Consider the following 16,780-nt stretch of genomic DNA (forward strand, 5'->3'; position numbering starts at 1 on the left):
CCTAAAGCGTTTTTACAGACCAGCGTTCAACGAGCTTATGCGGGACACAAACACGCTTGTTGCTCGACTCTGCATCTTCAATCTTTTCAAGTAAACAAGTAACAGCCTGATAGCCTAGTTGAAAAATATTGATATCAACTGACGTTAGTGGCGGACTTGCATATTCTGCAAGCATCACATTATTAAAGCTGATGATGGAAATATCATCTGGGACAGATAGTCCGATCTCATCTAACTTGCTCATGATTCCAAGCGCCATTAAATCATCCGCTACGACTAGTGCCGTTGGAGGTTCTTCAAGCGAGCACAGTTCCATCACAGCTTCATGTCCGCCTTCCTTCAGAAACTCCACATGCACGATATACTCATCGCGGTACGTTAAATTTGCCTCACGCAATGCTTTTTCATAGCCACTCAACCGATCTACCGTCACAACTAAGTCGAGTTGACCACCTACGAACGCTACTCGTTCATGCCCTCTTTCGATCAGATGTTCCGTCACGTCTTTTGCGGCCCTGAAGTTGTCGTTATCCACATGTGTTACTTCGTCAGGATACTTGAACGGCTTTCCAATCACTGTAAACGGAAACTGTTCCTCTTTTAAAAACTTCATGATCGAGTCATCGATTCTAGAATAAAGTAAGACGATTCCATCTACTCTTCTTCCATGAACCATCCCTTTCACAGCATCCAGAATCTCTTCTTCCTTGGAACCGGTCGACATGTAAAGCGTAAATTCATTTTCATGTGCTTTTGTGCTGATTCCCCTTAAGACTTCTGGAAAGAAAGGGTTTTGAAACACTTTATCTGCTGAACTAGGCATGACGACACCTAGCGTTTGTGTGCTTCTGTTCGCTAAGCTACGAGCGTTATAGTTCGGGTGATAACCGAGTTCTTCCATCGCTTCACGAACGCGGCGCTTTGTTTTTTCACTGATTCTCGGATTATTTGCAATGACACGAGAAACAGTGGATGGGGCGACATTTGCTAACTTTGCTACATCTTTAATCGTTACTGCCACTGGTTTCCCTCCTGAACAACAGGCAAGTCGCTGCCAGTCTCACCGGTCAAGCTTCTTCCGTTGTTTGTTACTTTCTTATTGTAAACGATTCCACTTTTAAAGTACAAAATGAATTAAGAAAGGAGAAAGAAGATGGCATTCACCTAATTCCTCTTCCTCCTTTATGACTTACCCTTTTGTTCCTCCTGCTGTTAGACCGGAGATAAAGTAACGCTGTAGCGATAGGAATAGAATGGAGATCGGGATTGCAATGAGAACAGAGCCCGCTGCGAAGGTTGTAAACTCATTTCCGAACTGATCAGAAATCATTCGATATAATCCCACTGCTAGTGTAAATTTCTCTTCACTTCTCAAAATAATCTGTGCAAGGATAAAATCAGTAAATGGTGTGATGAAGCTAAATAGTGCTACAACTGCTAGGATCGGCTTTGCAAGTGGCAAGATGATCTGCCAAAAAATTCGGAAGTGTCCTGCACCGTCGATACGAGCCGACTCATCGAGCTCTTTCGGAATCGTATCGAGATACCCTTTCGCAAGCCACGTATTCATCGGCAACAAGCCACCAGCATAAACAAGGATCAACGCAAAGTGTGTATCAAGGAATCCTGTGATATAAGCAAGGACATAGATTGCGATCAATGCTGCGAAGTTAGGAATCATCTGCAAGATCAAGAATGTCATCAGACCATTTTTACGTCCAACGAAACGATAGCGTGAAAACGCATATGCCATGCAAGAAATCATAGCGACCGCAATGACCATCGTGATGATACAGATCTTCAGTGTATTCCAATACCAAAGTAAGTAATCACTTTCAGCAGTATTGAAAAGATCTTTGTAGTGCTGAAGCGTTGCATTTTCAGGAATGATCGATGAACCAGACAAACTATCACCCGGATTGAAGGAAGAACCGACAATCCATGCTACTGGGTATAGGATGATGATACAAGCGATAGCAATAACAATATAGGACAGTGTTAAACGGATGGTGTTCTGCATTTTTGTACTCATATTACATCATATCCTCTTCTTGGAATGATTTCGTTCTTCTAAACTGCCACAATGCAACCGCGATCACGATCACGGAAAGGATCATGGTAATTGCTGCAGCTTTACCATACTGTGCTGAAGTAAACGTCAATTTATAGATCCATGAGATCAAAATATCAGTCGAACCTGCAGTTTGACCTGAAACAGCAGGTCCACCTCCATTGAACAGATAGATCACGTTAAAGTTGTTAAAGTTAAACGTATACTGTGTGATCAGAATCGGTGCGATCGCGAAAAGAATCATTGGGAGCGTAATCGCTCTGAACTTTTGCCAGATCGAAGCACCATCGACTGTTGCAGCTTCGTATAATTCGTTTGGAATCGACTGAAGTACACCCGTAACCATCGCAAAGATGAACGGGAAGCCTAACCAAAATTGTATGAGTATTAAAGCTACTTTGGTCCAGAAAGGATCCGTTAACCACGGAATACTATCTACTCCAAATGCAGCTAAGATGTCATTGTTGATGGCACCGAACGTTTCGTTGAACATTCCTGCAAAAACAAGGATCGATACGAAAGCCGGTACTGCCCATGGCAAAATGAAAATTGTTCGAATGATGCCTTTGAATTTAAGGTCTTTCTGGTTCATCAAGACGGCTAGGAAAATACCGATTGCGATTTGACCAGTTGTTGCGACGAACGTCCAGACGATCGTCCATGAGAATACGTCTAAGAACGTATTACGCCAAATATCCATACTAAAGATGTCGATGTAGTTTTGGATGCCAATCCAGTCTACTAGATTAGCAGGTGGCGAGTGATAAAGATCATAGTTTGTAAACGATAGTAGAATTACGAAAAGAATTGGAAAAATAACAACAAAGATTAATAGAAAAAATCCAGGTGCAAGCATTAAATAAGGAAAACCTTGCTCAGAAACATTTCGATACTGTTCTCTTACTGAGTTAAGTGGAATGCCAAGGTCACGATTTCTTCCGTTCAAGTAAGCATCCCGAAGGTTCAAGAAGTAGATCAACAACCCGATCGCAATGACGAGAATCGCGATGATCCCTTGCGTTAAAAGGAAAATGGAGTGATCTCGTGGTAACTTTTCTCCTAGCGTAACGATTCCCCATAGGCCGATATTGATTAGATCAGCAAAAGCAACCGCAAAGGAAATGGTTAGAATAAAGAACATTAACCCTTTCAAAAGCTGCTTGTTATAAAATTGACCCAACCCTGGTATGAGGGACAATGCTAATGCAATTTTTCGATGTTTAGTTTGACTTCCATTTGCCTCCATCGTGATGGCAATCCCCTTTCTCCCCTCACTTTGTCACCCTTTAAAGTGAGAAGCAGCACTCCGTTTCCGGAGTACCGCTTTTAGTTTTCTTTACCTTAATTGCTGTGGTTTTGTTCGATTTGAGACTTGATTGTTTTCGTAGCTTCTTCAAGTGCAGGCTTAGGATCTTGTTTTCCAGTCGCTACTAATTGAAGTGCAGATGCTGCTGGTCCCCAAACTTCTGCCATTTCAGGAATGTTAGGCATTGGAGTACCGTACTGAGATTGAATTGCAACTGCGCTAGCAGCTTCGTTGTCAGCGATTACAGGATCTTCGATAAGAGATTTAACTGGAGGAATTTCACCAGTTTCTTCGTAACGAATCTTACCGTTTTCTGCATTTGCTACCCATTCGACTAGCTTAGTAGCCCACTCTTTGTTCTCAGAGAAGTTACTTACATGCCAGCCTTTAACACCGATAAACGTCTTGAAGTTTTCACCGTTAGGAAGTTTAGGCATCGGTGCTACACCGATCTCGATTCCAGCATCTTTGTATCCTTGGAAAGACCATGGACCGTTCATTACAGATGCAGCTTTTCCTTCGTTAAAGAGACCATCCATCGTAGATCCACCGTTTTCACCAATTAGACCTTTAGGGAATAAACCTTCTGTGTACCATTTCTCGATATATTCTGTACCTTCAACAGCACCTTCGTTTGCTAAACCAATATCTTCTGGGTTCAGACCTTCATCAGAACGATCGAATACATAACCGCCGTATCCAGCTAGGACTGCGTTCGCGAAGTAGAAATTATCCCAAAGTGCAAGGAAACCATACTGCTTGTCCTTTGTGTAATCTTTTGCGAATGTGTATACATCATCCATTGTTTCTGGAGCTTCGTCCATGATTGCTTTGTTATAAATAAATACTGGTGTTTCAGTCGCTTTTGGAAGTCCATAAAGCTTACCATCGTATGTTTGTGCTTGAATAGAAGATTCAGTGTAACGATCAACAACTTCTTGATCCACTTCGATTGGAGAGATCAATCCTTCTACAGCAACTTGTCCAATTTGGTCATGAGGTAGAGTTAGAACGTCTGGTCCAGTACCCGCTGGGCCATCAAGACGAATTTGCTCTCTGATTTCATCAGCCATTCCTAGTTCTTTAAATTCAACTTTAATACCATATTCTTCTTCGAAACTCTTAATTGCTGGTTCAAGCGCAATGCCTTTATCTTTATCTTCCCATACAACTAGTTTCTCAGGTTTGTTAGCATCAGCGTCTCCTTCAGAACCTCCGCCTTCGTTCGTAGAAGCGCTTTCATTGTTTTGCGGACCACAAGCAGCGAGTACGCCGATTGCTAAGACCAGTGTTAGAAATAAGGCAAAAAACCTTTTCATTTCCTAAACCCCCTCTAATTTTTACGATAGTTATGCTGAATCGTGAAAACGATTGCACTAACTTTCTATAACTAATTATACATGTAGCGGAATTTTTAGCAACCGTTTGCACAAACTTTTTTGAAATTTTTTTATTCTACATTTCTTTCGTTTATAAAGGGATTTGACTAGTTCTCTATAATCTTCTACATTTAATCTAAGAGTGCGTATCAGACTTCGTTTGGTTCGATAGGTACTTTTATACTAACAATTCATGCAAGCGATTGCATTCAGGAGGGGACAATTTGCAAAAAGAAGCGATCTATCATCGACCTCAAAACAACTTCGCTTATCCTTATGACGATGAAACGCTACACATCAAACTACAAACGAAGAAAAATGATGTAACGGCTGTATCACTCATACATGGGGATCCTTATGATTGGAAACAAGATGGCTGGCAATCTATGAAGCAACCTATGAGCCTATCAGGTTCAGACGCTCACTATGATTATTGGGATGTTGCGATCAAGCCTCCTTATCGCAGGCTTCGATATGGGTTTCACTTAGAGGACGATCAAGAATCATTCGTCTTCACTGAAAAAGGTTTTTACACAGAACAACCAGCTGATACGAACGATTACTTCAGCTTTCCCTTCTTGAATAGTAAAGACGTATTCCGTGCACCTGAATGGGTCAAGGACACGATCTGGTATCAAATCTTCCCTGAGCGGTTTGCGAATGGAGATCCTTCCATCGACCCAGACGACAGTTTACCGTGGGGAGAAGCTGCACCAACACCAACAAACTTTTTTGGCGGAGATTTTCAAGGCATCATCGATCACCTCGATCACCTTATTGAACTTGGCATTAACGGGATCTACTTCACCCCTATCTTTAAAGCTCAATCTAATCACAAGTACGATACAATCGATTACATGGAGATCGATCCACAGTTTGGTGATAAAGAAACGTTTAAAGAACTAGTAAGACTCTGTCACGAACGAGGAATAAAAATTATGCTCGATGCCGTATTCAATCACAGCGGCTATTACTTTGAACCGTTTCAAGACTTGCTGAAGAACGGAGAAAAATCCCGTTATCGTGATTGGTTTCACGTTCGCTCGTTCCCAATCGAAACAGATCCGTTACCTTCATATGATACGTTTGCGTTCCAACCAGCGATGCCTAAACTCAATACGGAGAACCAGGAAGTACGTGACTACCTTTTACAAGTTGGTCGTTACTGGGTTGAAGAATTCGACATCGATGGATGGCGTCTTGATGTTGCGAATGAAGTGGACCATGCTTTTTGGCGTGAGTTTAGAAACGAAGTGAAAAAAGTGAAGCCGGAACTCTATATATTAGGTGAAATTTGGCATGATTCGATGCCATGGCTCCAGGGGGATCAGTTCGATGCTGTCATGAATTATCCGTTCACGGCTGCAATTCTTGATCATTTCGCACATCAAAAAATTTCAGCTACAACGATGGCAAACAGACTCACTTCACTGATTCATTCATACCCAGCGAATGTGAATGACGTTGCATTCAACCTTCTCGGGAGCCATGACACTCCGAGGTTGTTAACGCTCGCGGGTGAAAACAAAGACCTCGTTAAGCTCATGTATGTGATGCAGCTATCGTTCCCCGGTACACCTTGTATCTACTATGGAGACGAAGTCGGTATGACGGGAGGGGCTGACCCTGGCTGCCGATACTGTATGGTATGGGATGAAAAAATACAAGACAAAGATCTGTTTGAATTCCTTCAAAAGCTCATCTCTTTAAGAAAAACGCACGATGCATTCGGGAGTGCTGGGTCATTTGAATTGTTAACAGATCATGATAAGATTACGCAATATGTGAAGCGAACAGAAAAAGAAACGTTACTGTTCCTTTTGAACAATGACGATTCTTCTTCTACCATTTCTATTTCAAACTTTGGTAGCCATGCGAAGAGTTTGTTAAGTCATGAAGAAATCGATAAGAATCATATAGAGCTCAAACCTTATGGCTATGAGATCATCTCACTAACCTAATCGCAAAAAGCTTCTGGATTTTATTCCAGGAGCTTTTTTGTGTTCAAAAAACACTTCCATATTGTGAAAGCGCAACCACCTATACCCAGCCTGCACTTATACGAATTTAGAATTCCATCCATGTCAGATTACCTTACAGAGTATTTTAAATTTTCTAAAAATAAGCTTGAACTTATACGCTGTTCAGCATAATATAAGCATATAGAAAAATTAGTTTGTTAGATTAACTCACATGGAGGTGCCGAAAAGGTGAAAAAAGTCGAAGCGATTATTCGTCCTGAATCATTTCAGGACTTAAGAGATCGGTTACGTGATGAAGGGATTACAGGGATGACTGTTTCAGAAGTAGCGGGTTGTGGTCTCCAAAAAAAGCAAACTGGATTATTCAGAGGAAGTCATTTCGAAGTCGATCTCCAGCCGAAAGTGAAAGTTGAACTTATTTTTGAAGATTATCTTCTCGATCATGTTGTCAAAACAATTCGCGATGTTTGTTCCACTGGACAGGTAGGAGACGGAAAGATCTTCGTTTATCCCGTAGAAGATGTCATTCGTATCCGGTCTGGTGAACACGGTCTAACTGCTTTTAAATAAAACAGTAAAGGATGGTTACGTCATGAAAAAAGTATCAGTTCTCTTTGCAGCTATTATTCTCTTATCAAGTGGAAAGGCTTTTGCTGCCACAGATGCATCTGCGGTTACAGCACTCAGTCAGTCCATCGACACGGTTTGGGTTATGATCGCAGCATTCCTCGTGTTTTTCATGCATGCAGGGTTTGCGATGGTAGAAACAGGTTTCACCCGCTCGAAAAACGCACTGAATATTTTGATGAAAAACTTGATGACGATGTCGATCGGAGCAGTATTATACTTTGTAATCGGATATGCATTTATGTTCGGTGAATCTGCTTCTGGCTTTATTGGCAGTAATGGATTCTTTCTCGCCGGTCAGTCTGATCAAATTGGGTTCTTCGTTTTCCAGGCCGTGTTTGCTGCAACGTGTGCGACGATCATATCAGGTGCTGTTGCTGAACGTATGAAGCTTATAAGCTATATTGCGATCACCGTTGCAATGGTAGGCTTCGTTTACCCAGTAGTTGGTCACTGGATCTGGGGTGGCGGATGGTTAGCCGAACTAGGATTTACTGATTTTGCAGGATCAACGGTCGTCCACCTTACAGGTGCTCTTGGTGCAGTTGTTGCAGTTACGTTCTTAGGTGGTCGTATTGGGAAATATTCAAACGGTAAAGTAAACGTTATTCAAGGTCACAATATTCCACTTGGTGCTCTAGGCGTATTTATTCTTTGGTTCGGATGGTTTGGCTTCAATGCTGGTAGTACATTATCTGCTAGTGACGCACTCATTCCTTCTATCGTCGCAACGACTCTATTAGCCGCTTCTGGTGGCGTTATCTCAAGTGCCCTTTATTCCTATATCAAATACAAGCAGATCGATGCTTCACTAACGCTTAACGGTGCACTGGCAGGGCTTGTTGGTATCACTGCTGGTACCGCGAGCGTTTCACCGATCGGAGCGATTGCAATCGGTCTTATCGCAGGGGTTATCTTGATCGAAGCTGTTCAGTTGATCGACCGTCGTGTGAAGCTCGATGATCCAGTTGGTGCCATCGCGGTTCACGGTGTATGTGGTGTGTGGGGTACGCTCGCTGTAGGACTCTTTGCGGTCGATGGCGGCCTCTTCTATGGAGGCGGCGCTGCTCTTCTAGGTGTTCAAGCAATTGGAATTCTAGCCGTCATGGCGTGGACGTTCTCGACAGTTGGCTTGTTCCTCTTCGTTTACACACGCTTCTCATCGATTCGCGTTTCAAGAGAAGAAGAAATTCAAGGACTCGACTTCTCAGAGCATGGATCAACAGCTTATGAAGTTCGTGGAGCGATCAACTCAAGCAATAGTCTTTCCACTGGCGCTGGCTTTGGTCATGGACTTGTCGATCGATTGAACCGGTTAGAATCTCCGAAAGTAAAAGAGTCTCAAACCCAATAAAGTAGGAAAACCGCTCGTAACCTGAGCGGTTTTTTCTTTTTATGATGAGGCCGTACTTGAATAATAGTCCACTTTGGATGGCATCACGCTCAAAACAATTAGTGGAAGCGATAAGAGGAACATGACAACCGAGCCTCCAATAACAGCAAACTGAATTGAAATCACTTCTGCCGTTAGTCCAACTATTCCCATCACGATAATAATGAGAAGTGATTCGATAAAACCAAATAAACTCCCGATTCTTCCCATTATTTCGACTGGAACGTTCGTTTGATAAAATGTATCGAACCCTGTGTTTGCAAAAGCAAGTGCGAACGATAACGTAAAGAACCCAACACTCGCCATACCAAAGCCATCTGATAAAGCATAGACGATATAGCCTATCGAGAGAACGACCGTCCCTCCTCCTAATAACCATGATGTCGTTAGCTTTTTGATGAGAAGGGTATTAACGGTCGCACCGATTAAGATTCCTACGCCTGAAATACTTACAAGATAACCATACGTACTATTCGTTAAGTGCAACACTTCTTTTGAAAACGCAGCTTCTAGTGAATCCGTCCCCCACGTCATGATCGTGATTGCACTAAATAAGAAATAGATCGCGACAATGTAAGATGCCTTCCTAGAATAGTTAAACACAACCTTCCAATCTTCCACCATCACACGGAATGACAGGTTTAGCTTTGCCTTAACACTTCGTTCAACATCAGGGAGGGCCATCATAATGACAGCAGAAACTACGACTGCAAGAGCGTTTATATAGATCGCATACGTAGGCGTTCCTACGATAAACAGAAATCCCGCTATAGCCGGCCCAATAATAAAGGCACCAGAATCTACGAGACTTCTGATCGAATTGAAAGCCTTCCTATTTTTAGCCGGAATGAACTTTGTAAGGTATACCATCGATGTTGGCTGATAAATGGAACCTGTCATGTTGATTAAAAGAACCATGCAGAAGATCCAACCAATCGAACTTAGTGAAGGTAGAAATCCTATAACGACAGATTGAAAAAGAGCTAATCCGATCATTAACGCTCGTTTGTTCAAGCGGTCGATCAAGGTACCACACCACCCGTTCGTAAGAAGCGATGCGAGCGGCTTTAAAGTATATAGAGCTGTGATTGCTAGCACTGATTTTGTCATGTCGAGGATGATCAAGTTAAGTGCGATATGATAAATCCACCCTCCAACGTTGGATAATCCGATGCTGACCAATAAGATAACATGATCCTTAGTAATTCCCTTCATCATACACACCCCGTTACATATTTTTTATTGAAACAATAAAAAAATCTCACCCCCAAGACTTTTGTCTTGAGGGCGAGAAGTATCGCGGTGCCACCTCAGTTTATCGATATGTCACCATACCGAACTTATCAGGTACGGCAATTTAACATTGCGTATACCCTATCTCGATAACGGGAGCTCCCGTTACACCATCACCAGTCGGATCCGATGTAAAGCTCAGAGGTTTGGTTCGATCACATATCCTTCCTCCTTTTCAGCAACCGGAGTTCTCTGTAAAAAGATAGCATGATCTACTCTTCTCTTCATCGCAGCTTATTTGTGAAGATATTACCAAATCTCTTAACAATTGTAAATCACTATTTTTCACTTATTGATTTAAGTCAATGTGTGAAATACAATCTCTCAGGTATGATAGGTGTAAAGTAAGGAGGGTTATTATGAAACGTGTAAACACTCAAGAAGTGAACCCGCGACCAGCCATCATTGCTGGAGTCAGCTTAATCGTTATGACGCTAGCCGCTTTCTTTTCATATGGATTTGCTCATACTTCTTTGGTAATGAATGATGATGCAATGGCTACTTTGAATAAGTTACAAAGCTCTCTTTTGTTATTTCATTTTGAACTTGTGGGATGGGGAATCATTATCCTCACTGACATCATCGTTTCATGGGCATTTTACATGGTTTTAAAACCCGTCCACCGTTCATTTGCACTAGTCGCTGGGGGGATTCGGCTTTTATATACCTCGATTCTTGCCGTAGCAGTTTTTCAGTTAGGTAGAGTCACCACCCTCATACAGAACGATTCGACTGTAACACGAGATTTAGCAGCACAAGTCATGGGACAGATTGAAAGTTTTGAAACAACGTGGTCCATTGGATTAATCGTATTTGGTATTCACTTATTGGCCGTAGGTACTGTTGCGATGAAGGCGGCATTTATTCCGAAGGTGATCAGTTTATTGTTACTTATCGCTGGAGGAAGCTACATGCTGATTCACTCGATGTATAACCTCACTCCTCAATATGAAGAGATCACAGGTACGATCGAGATGTTCCTTAGTCTGCCTATGATAATCGGTGAATTAGGGTTCGGTATGTGGCTATTGTTTAAAGGAATCAAACCAAAAGTTAACCGCTCATCCCTTCAAACTCCCTAATCGTTTTTTTATTCTACTAAATGATTCAGGCGTCATTCCTAGATAACTAGCAAGCTGATGCTGTGGAATCCTTTTTAAAAGCTCCGGCCTTTTCGCAATGAGAGCTTTGTACCGCTCTGCAGGAGAAGAAGACATAAAACTAGCAAATTCATCATGCATTTCTCCTAAGTCACCTTGAACCATATTTAGGATCATCGCTTCAAGACCAGGATTCTCTTCATATGCAGCACGCTCTTCTGAAAGGTCTCCAACAACAAGGACACAATCCTCCACACATTCTAAACGATACCGTGATGACTTGTCCGCTGCATGCTGATTAAAGATGGTTACGCTTTGCTCCTCTGTGTAAAGATTGAAAGTCGTTTCTTTTCCACATTCACTAACTGAATATTTACGAATACAGCCTTTTAAAATAAAGTAACATTTCTCAGGAATTTCTCCTTGCTGTAGCAAAACGGTCCCTTTTGAAAACTCTTCAATAGGCACATTGGATGCAATTTTGTTCAATTCTTCTTCAGTACGATCAGAGTATCTTTTCATATAGTTGATAAGGATGTGTTTCATAAGAGTCCCCCCTTCAGTCTCTTAGCAATGGATCACGATTCTACTGAAGGAGATCCATTACCTTCTACAAATTGTTTCTCTGAAATGACTGTAAAACCGTTTCGTTTTAATAGCGCAGACGTAACGCCGTCCCCTACAACCTTTTTGCCGTTAAATTCCCCATTATAAATCATTGAACTTCCACAGGATGGACTATTCTCTTTCAAAATTATGGTAGTGGCACCTACTCGCTTCGCTATTTCCAATGCCTGTTCCGCACCTTCAATATATGAAGCGGTCACATCCTTTCCTGTTTTATCAACGACTCTAGCATTACCGTCTAAAACGTCTTCTCCGCTCCCTCCTATGATTTCAGCGGGCTCTCTTGGCGTTCCGAACCCGCCTAGTAATTCAGGACATACTGTAACGGCTTTTTTATGTTCTACTAATCTCCTGACTTTTGAATGTAAACTATGGTTTCCATCATATCTTACTTCTAACCCAGCTAAACAAGAACTCACTAGGATCATCAGCTGCACCTCTTCCGTTTTTTCGCTGCTCATCTATAGAACACTTTCTTTTATTACTTTATCATTTTTCGATTCCTCGCATATCAGAATTTTGTTGGTAGTAAGAATCATGAAGAAACCACACCTGTTCTCAAAGGTGTGGTTTCAATGATGTTATTCTGAGCGATCAATCGACAAGATTAATCTTATTATGCTCTAACCAAAAATTAATCTGTGCAAGATGGGCGATGAGCTGCGGCCCTGCCATAAGCTGGCCAAACCATGGAACTTTGAAAGCTTTTCCATCCGTATCTAAGATATCCTGAACGACTTTTCGGTCGATCAGATCGAGGATTGGCGCCTGTTTATCTGCAAGCGTCTCTGTTAGCCACGTCTTCACCGCTTTCGTGTAAGCAGGGTTATACGTTTTTGGGTAGGGGCTTTTTTTACGATAAAGGACGTCATGTGACAATGCTCCTGTCATCGCTTTTCTAAGAAGACCTTTCTCTCTTCCATCGAGCATCTTCATTTCCCAGGGAACGTTCCACACATACTCGATGATTCTGTGATCAGAAAAAGGTACACGCACTTCAAGACTTGCGCCCATACTCATTCTGTCTTTTCTTTCGAGGAGAGTGGTCATGAACCAATTCAAATTCAAATAGAAGAGTGCTCTTCGTTTCGCCTCAAGTTCACTTTCACCATCGAGCGTTGGCGTTTCTTTGACCGTATCTCTGTACCGTTCAGTAACATAGCTTTCGAGCTTTAACTTGTTTCTAATATCTTCTTTTAACATTGCCTGACGTTCAAGAGTAGAACGCATCCAAGGAAACTGTTCTTGGTCGAGTAGCTCTGGCTTATGAAACCATGGATACCCGCCAAAGATTTCATCTGCACACTCACCGGATAGCGCAACCGTTGCTTGCTGTTTGATTTGTTTTGAAAACCATAATAACGATGAATCAACATCAGCCATACCAGGCAGGTCACGGCAGATGACCGCTTCTTTTAAATGGTGCACGAGCTGATCGGTATCGATGACGCAGTTACTATGGTCCGTACCAAGCTCCGATGAAACTTTCCGAATCCAAGGCGCGTCTGAATTCGGCTGAAACTCACTGCTTTTAAAGTATTTATCGTTATCTACATAATCGACAGAAAATGAACGAAGGATGCCTTTTCCGTCATCTTTAAACGCCGATTGCGCGACAGACGTTATCGCACTCGAGTCAACTCCACCTGATAAGAATGTACACACGGGAACATCCGCGACAAGCTGGCGTTTTATGGAGTCCTTCAAGAGATTCCCAACCGTTTCGACGGTTGTATCAAGGTCATCTGTGTGTTCCGCACTCTTAACGTCCCAATAGCGCCATGTTTTCAACCCGCTTTGATTAAAGACCATGGCAAATCCAGGTCGAAGCTCATTGATTCCACGAAAGACGCCGTGGCCAGGGGTGCGCGATGGTCCGAGTCCAAATATTTCTTGTAACCCTTCTCGATCGATTTCTGTTTTCACATCTGGGTGCGCAAGAATCGCTTTAAGCTCTGAACCAAACTGTAAGGATGGTCCGCTAGATCGATAGAAAAGAGGTTTTACCCCAAGACGGTCTCTTGCAAGGAACAGTTGTTTTCTAAGTTCATCCCAAATGGCGAATGCGAAGATTCCGTTCAAATGATCGACACAGTCTTCACCCCATTCGATATAGGATGTTAATAGCACTTCTGTATCAGAATGAGAGCGAAACGTATAGCCTTTTGTAAGCAATACACTACGTAAATCTTCTGTGTTATAAAGCTCTCCATTATAACAAATCGTATATTTCTGATTAAGATGTTCCCGTGACATCGGCTGGCTTCCGCCGGACGGGTCTACAACGATAAGACGCGTGTGACCGAAACCACAGTGTCTATTCACGAAACAGTTCGTATCGTCTGGTCCACGCTTTGACAGGGTGCTAGCCATCTGTTGAAGTACGCTTTCTTTATGTGTCAGGTCCTGCTTCCAATCTACCCACCCGGTTATTCCACACAAAGGCTTCCCCTCCAATCCATACTCTCTTTAACGTATGCAGGAGCCCAGGTTTTGTGATTGAAAATCATAAAAAAAGAAACCCTCTACAGGGTTCCCTTATGACGCTTTTTGGAACGTTAAACAGTACCAAGCCCCTTCTTTCACGATCGGTTTCATGTGCTTCAGTCCAAAACCAGCACGCGCTGCCATCTCGATCATTTCGGTGCTAGTTGGGAGCTGGTGTAAGTTACTATGAGCACTCATAAAACTATTGAATGCTGCTGAGAATGCATGCCCGTGATCTGATTCATGAAGAGGTGAAATAATGATAAGCGATCCGCTATCATTCGTGACCTCACTTGCTTTTTGAAAGAGATGAGACCTTTCATCTGGTGCAAAGTAGTATAGAAGATTATTCATCATCGCAACGTCAAAACGTTCACCATCCCATTTCCAACTCATCATATCTTCAGGATAAAGATCGATCGATGATTTTAATCGGTACGGAATATGTGATTCAGCATCTAAACACACTTGCCGATTCTTCTCGATTCCTACGAGTCTCATATTTTCTTCTTTAGCACCGATTCTAGAAAGGTAGCCTGCATACCCAGCTCCGAAATCAACGACAGACTTTGCATCTATCTTTTGTAGCCATTGATAAACCTTCGGAAATGCGAAACGTTCGATAAAGCTTGAAGTAGCCGCTACTGTGCCTGCGTAATCATCGTCTTTGTATGAAGCATAGTCATCTCCTATCAATAGATCAGAGTAAGAGAGGAGAATCGGAATATGTAACTCCATCATCTCTTTTAACAATACGCCAACATCCTGGTCACTGCTTTTCGACATGGATTCAACCATGTTTTTCTTTGAGCGAATCGTGCCATCTTTCTCTTTCTTCAAGTGTCCGATCGCAACTCCTACTTCTGCCCATCTCGTTAGAAGCAGCTCGTTCATACCACGGTTCCTCGCTACGTCTCTGACTGTAGCGCCATGTTCGAATTCATCGAAAAGATCATGCACATAGCCTACGTGCGCATGCCAGGCGTAAAGGAAAGGCTCGTTGCTTTTCATCCATTTTCTTGCACGCCAGATCTTTTTAATTTCATTCATCCTATCTCCTCCTCATTCATTAACCAACGTTCCATGGATAATCATCTTTTTTGTTAAAAATCACGCTATGTTCCTTGGCTGAAATTTTCTTCGTATTGCTCCTAGCCGGAAGGAGACCAGCTTGCTTCATCCGATCCCAAATAGTAAACTTCCAAATTCCTAAGCCAGAAGTATTGAGCATCTGCTTGTAGTGTAGAACGGACGAATGTTCCGTTTGCTGCACGCCTTTTATTCTAAGCCTTTGCCATGTGCGGTACGGAAATGAATATAGTAATGCCGCCTGATGGCTGAGACGAGAAACAAATTCCGCTCTTGGCTTTCTTACTTTTTCGTACCATTCAAGGTGCTTCCAATCCGTTTGGTTCGTCTTAAACATCCAGCAAAGGAGCTCCCCAAGAACGTCAGAGTCTTGAATAGCAAGGTTCATTCCTTCACCAGCCATAGGATGAACACTATGCGCGGCGTCTCCAGTCAAAATAATATTCTCTTTCACATACTGCGAGACATTGTGTCTTACTGGGATCATGAGCTGTATCTTTTTCCAAGAATCGATCTGTTGCACATACCCATCTAATTCAGGGATGAGTTCACAATATGCACGATAAAACGAATCGAGCCCTTCTTTACGCATCGTCTTAAACTCCCCAGGCTTTATCAATAATACGCTGCGGACCTCGTTATTCGGTAAAGGAAATAGCCCTAGGAAACGATTCTGTGTCGTAATGATCGTCGATTGATCAAGGCTATCTGGACGAGGAAACGATACCGTTAGAAATTGATGGTTGTAGGTTGTTTTCTTCATCTCTACGTTCATGGCAGTTCTGGTCGGTGACGCTCTTCCTTCAGCACCTATATAAAATTTCGCTTGAACTTCAAGACTGCCCTCTTTCGTCTCGATCAGCGCTTTTTTCTTTTCAGGATCCTCATCTGTAAATCCTGTAAACTTAGCTGGTTGAATGTGCTCGACCGAGTCGTACTTCGATGCCTCTTCAAACAAAAGCTCCTTTAACTTTTCATGCGGGATCATCAAGGAAGTGTTATAAGGTGAATCGATCACGTCATAGCGAAATTCATTTTCACTTAACTTCTTAAGAGAGGAATCATCGAGTCGTTCAAATTCATGAAATTGAATGGATGGAAGAACAACTCCGTTTGCTTTCACCTTCTCAAGCAGGCCGATTCGATCTAAGATATCAAGACTCTTCGGCTGTAAAAGTTCTCCTTTATAAATCAAGCCGCTTTTCTTATCTTTTTCTACGAGCAGGGTCTTCACATTGCTCTGACCAAGTTTCACAGCAAGGGTCAGGCCTGCGATTCCTCCTCCAATAATCAAGACATCGTATCGCATCTCTATCACCTCGTTAATACCCTTCTCTTCCCTTCAATTGAGGGGAATAAACAGCTTGAGGCTCTTGTGTGCGTTAACATAAAAAACCACCTATTGAACCAATTCGATTCAATAGGT

14 protein-coding genes and 1 other annotated feature are annotated in these 16,780 nt (G+C 42.4%); of the genes, 4 read left to right on the forward strand and 10 right to left on the reverse strand.

The features are described 5' to 3' along the window. Nucleotide 1 precedes the first annotated feature (1 nt). The 4 genes from ACXADT_RS16430 to ACXADT_RS16445 form a co-directional block, all read right to left on the reverse strand. Complete coding sequence (locus ACXADT_RS16430) at nt 2-1,021, reverse strand: LacI family DNA-binding transcriptional regulator (RefSeq protein WP_270181591.1); 1,020 nt, start codon at nt 1,019-1,021, stop codon at nt 2-4. A 168-nt stretch (nt 1,022-1,189) separates the two neighbouring features. After that, nucleotides 1,190-2,032 carry a sugar ABC transporter permease gene (locus ACXADT_RS16435; RefSeq protein ID WP_270181590.1) on the reverse strand — a complete coding sequence of 281 codons (843 nt, stop codon included), beginning with the start codon at nt 2,030-2,032 and terminating at the stop codon, nt 1,190-1,192. 1 nt (nt 2,033) lies between these two features. After that, the gene (locus tag ACXADT_RS16440) at nt 2,034-3,317 is read right to left on the reverse strand and encodes a carbohydrate ABC transporter permease (protein ID WP_474812426.1); all 1,284 of its coding nucleotides are present in this window, start codon (nt 3,315-3,317) and stop codon (nt 2,034-2,036) included. 95 nt (nt 3,318-3,412) lie between these two features. Beyond that, entirely contained in the window at nt 3,413-4,696 is a 1,284-nt protein-coding gene (locus ACXADT_RS16445) for an extracellular solute-binding protein (protein WP_270181588.1), read from the reverse strand. 284 nt (nt 4,697-4,980) lie between these two features. On the opposite strand from ACXADT_RS16445, the gene ACXADT_RS16450 reads away from it, so the two are divergent. From ACXADT_RS16450 to ACXADT_RS16460, 3 genes are all read left to right on the forward strand, one after another. Next, the gene (locus tag ACXADT_RS16450; protein WP_474831937.1) at nt 4,981-6,717 is read left to right on the forward strand and encodes a glycoside hydrolase family 13 protein; all 1,737 of its coding nucleotides are present in this window, start codon (nt 4,981-4,983) and stop codon (nt 6,715-6,717) included. 249 nt (nt 6,718-6,966) lie between these two features. Beyond that, nucleotides 6,967-7,308, forward strand: coding sequence for a P-II family nitrogen regulator (locus tag ACXADT_RS16455; protein ID WP_224881418.1), 342 nt, complete (start codon nt 6,967-6,969; stop codon nt 7,306-7,308). A 22-nt stretch (nt 7,309-7,330) separates the two neighbouring features. Continuing rightward, nucleotides 7,331-8,719, forward strand: a complete 1,389-nt coding sequence (locus ACXADT_RS16460) for an ammonium transporter (RefSeq protein ID WP_474831938.1) — start codon at nt 7,331-7,333, stop codon at nt 8,717-8,719. Between the two features lie 39 nt (nt 8,720-8,758). On the opposite strand, the gene ACXADT_RS16465 is transcribed toward ACXADT_RS16460, so the two are convergent. After that, on the reverse strand, nt 8,759-9,973 hold the full coding sequence (locus ACXADT_RS16465; RefSeq protein WP_474831940.1) for an MFS transporter: 1,215 nt from the start codon (nt 9,971-9,973) through the stop codon (nt 8,759-8,761). 65 nt (nt 9,974-10,038) lie between these two features. Further along, nucleotides 10,039-10,288 (reverse strand) — a binding site (T-box leader). Between the two features lie 122 nt (nt 10,289-10,410). Here ACXADT_RS16465 and ACXADT_RS16470 point away from each other — a divergent pair. After that, nucleotides 10,411-11,133 carry a DUF4386 domain-containing protein gene (locus ACXADT_RS16470; RefSeq protein ID WP_474831941.1) on the forward strand — a complete coding sequence of 241 codons (723 nt, stop codon included), beginning with the start codon at nt 10,411-10,413 and terminating at the stop codon, nt 11,131-11,133. On the opposite strand, the gene ACXADT_RS16475 is transcribed toward ACXADT_RS16470, so the two are convergent. The 5 genes from ACXADT_RS16475 to ACXADT_RS16495 form a co-directional block, all read right to left on the reverse strand. After that, nucleotides 11,113-11,697 (reverse strand): Crp/Fnr family transcriptional regulator, encoded by a 585-nt coding sequence (locus ACXADT_RS16475; RefSeq protein ID WP_474831943.1) that lies wholly within the window; start codon nt 11,695-11,697, stop codon nt 11,113-11,115. The genes ACXADT_RS16470 and ACXADT_RS16475 overlap by 21 nt on opposite strands. A 32-nt stretch (nt 11,698-11,729) precedes the next feature. Next, nucleotides 11,730-12,206: a 2-thiouracil desulfurase family protein gene (locus ACXADT_RS16480; RefSeq protein WP_474812438.1), complete on the reverse strand. Its 477-nt coding sequence runs from the start codon at nt 12,204-12,206 to the stop codon at nt 11,730-11,732. A gap of 166 nt (nt 12,207-12,372) precedes the next feature. Then, nucleotides 12,373-14,220 (reverse strand): asparagine synthase (glutamine-hydrolyzing), encoded by a 1,848-nt coding sequence (asnB, locus tag ACXADT_RS16485; RefSeq protein WP_474831944.1) that lies wholly within the window; start codon nt 14,218-14,220, stop codon nt 12,373-12,375. Between the two features lie 96 nt (nt 14,221-14,316). Continuing rightward, on the reverse strand, nt 14,317-15,315 hold the full coding sequence (locus ACXADT_RS16490; RefSeq protein ID WP_474831946.1) for a class I SAM-dependent methyltransferase: 999 nt from the start codon (nt 15,313-15,315) through the stop codon (nt 14,317-14,319). 19 nt (nt 15,316-15,334) lie between these two features. Further along, nucleotides 15,335-16,663, reverse strand: coding sequence for an FAD-dependent oxidoreductase (locus ACXADT_RS16495; RefSeq protein ID WP_474812444.1), 1,329 nt, complete (start codon nt 16,661-16,663; stop codon nt 15,335-15,337). Nucleotides 16,664-16,780 lie beyond the last annotated feature (117 nt).

This window comes from Anaerobacillus sp. ABR4_321, from assembly GCF_056158505.1.

Bases quoted from the DNA above. Each gene is read 5' to 3' on its own strand.
- ACXADT_RS16460 (WP_474831938.1), top strand. From the start codon at position 7,331: ATGAAAAAAGTATCAGTTCTCTTTGCAGCTATTATTCTCTTATCAAGT.
- ACXADT_RS16435 (WP_270181590.1), bottom strand. From the start codon at position 2,032: ATGAGTACAAAAATGCAGAACACCATCCGTTTAACACTGTCCTATATT.
- ACXADT_RS16475 (WP_474831943.1), bottom strand. From the start codon at position 11,697: ATGAAACACATCCTTATCAACTATATGAAAAGATACTCTGATCGTACT.
- ACXADT_RS16495 (WP_474812444.1), bottom strand. From the start codon at position 16,663: ATGCGATACGATGTCTTGATTATTGGAGGAGGAATCGCAGGCCTGACC.
- ACXADT_RS16490 (WP_474831946.1), bottom strand. From the start codon at position 15,315: ATGAATGAAATTAAAAAGATCTGGCGTGCAAGAAAATGGATGAAAAGC.
- ACXADT_RS16480 (WP_474812438.1), bottom strand. From the start codon at position 12,206: ATGATCCTAGTGAGTTCTTGTTTAGCTGGGTTAGAAGTAAGATATGAT.
- ACXADT_RS16465 (WP_474831940.1), bottom strand. From the start codon at position 9,973: ATGAAGGGAATTACTAAGGATCATGTTATCTTATTGGTCAGCATCGGA.
- ACXADT_RS16440 (WP_474812426.1), bottom strand. From the start codon at position 3,317: ATGGAGGCAAATGGAAGTCAAACTAAACATCGAAAAATTGCATTAGCA.
- ACXADT_RS16470 (WP_474831941.1), top strand. From the start codon at position 10,411: ATGAAACGTGTAAACACTCAAGAAGTGAACCCGCGACCAGCCATCATT.
- ACXADT_RS16445 (WP_270181588.1), bottom strand. From the start codon at position 4,696: ATGAAAAGGTTTTTTGCCTTATTTCTAACACTGGTCTTAGCAATCGGC.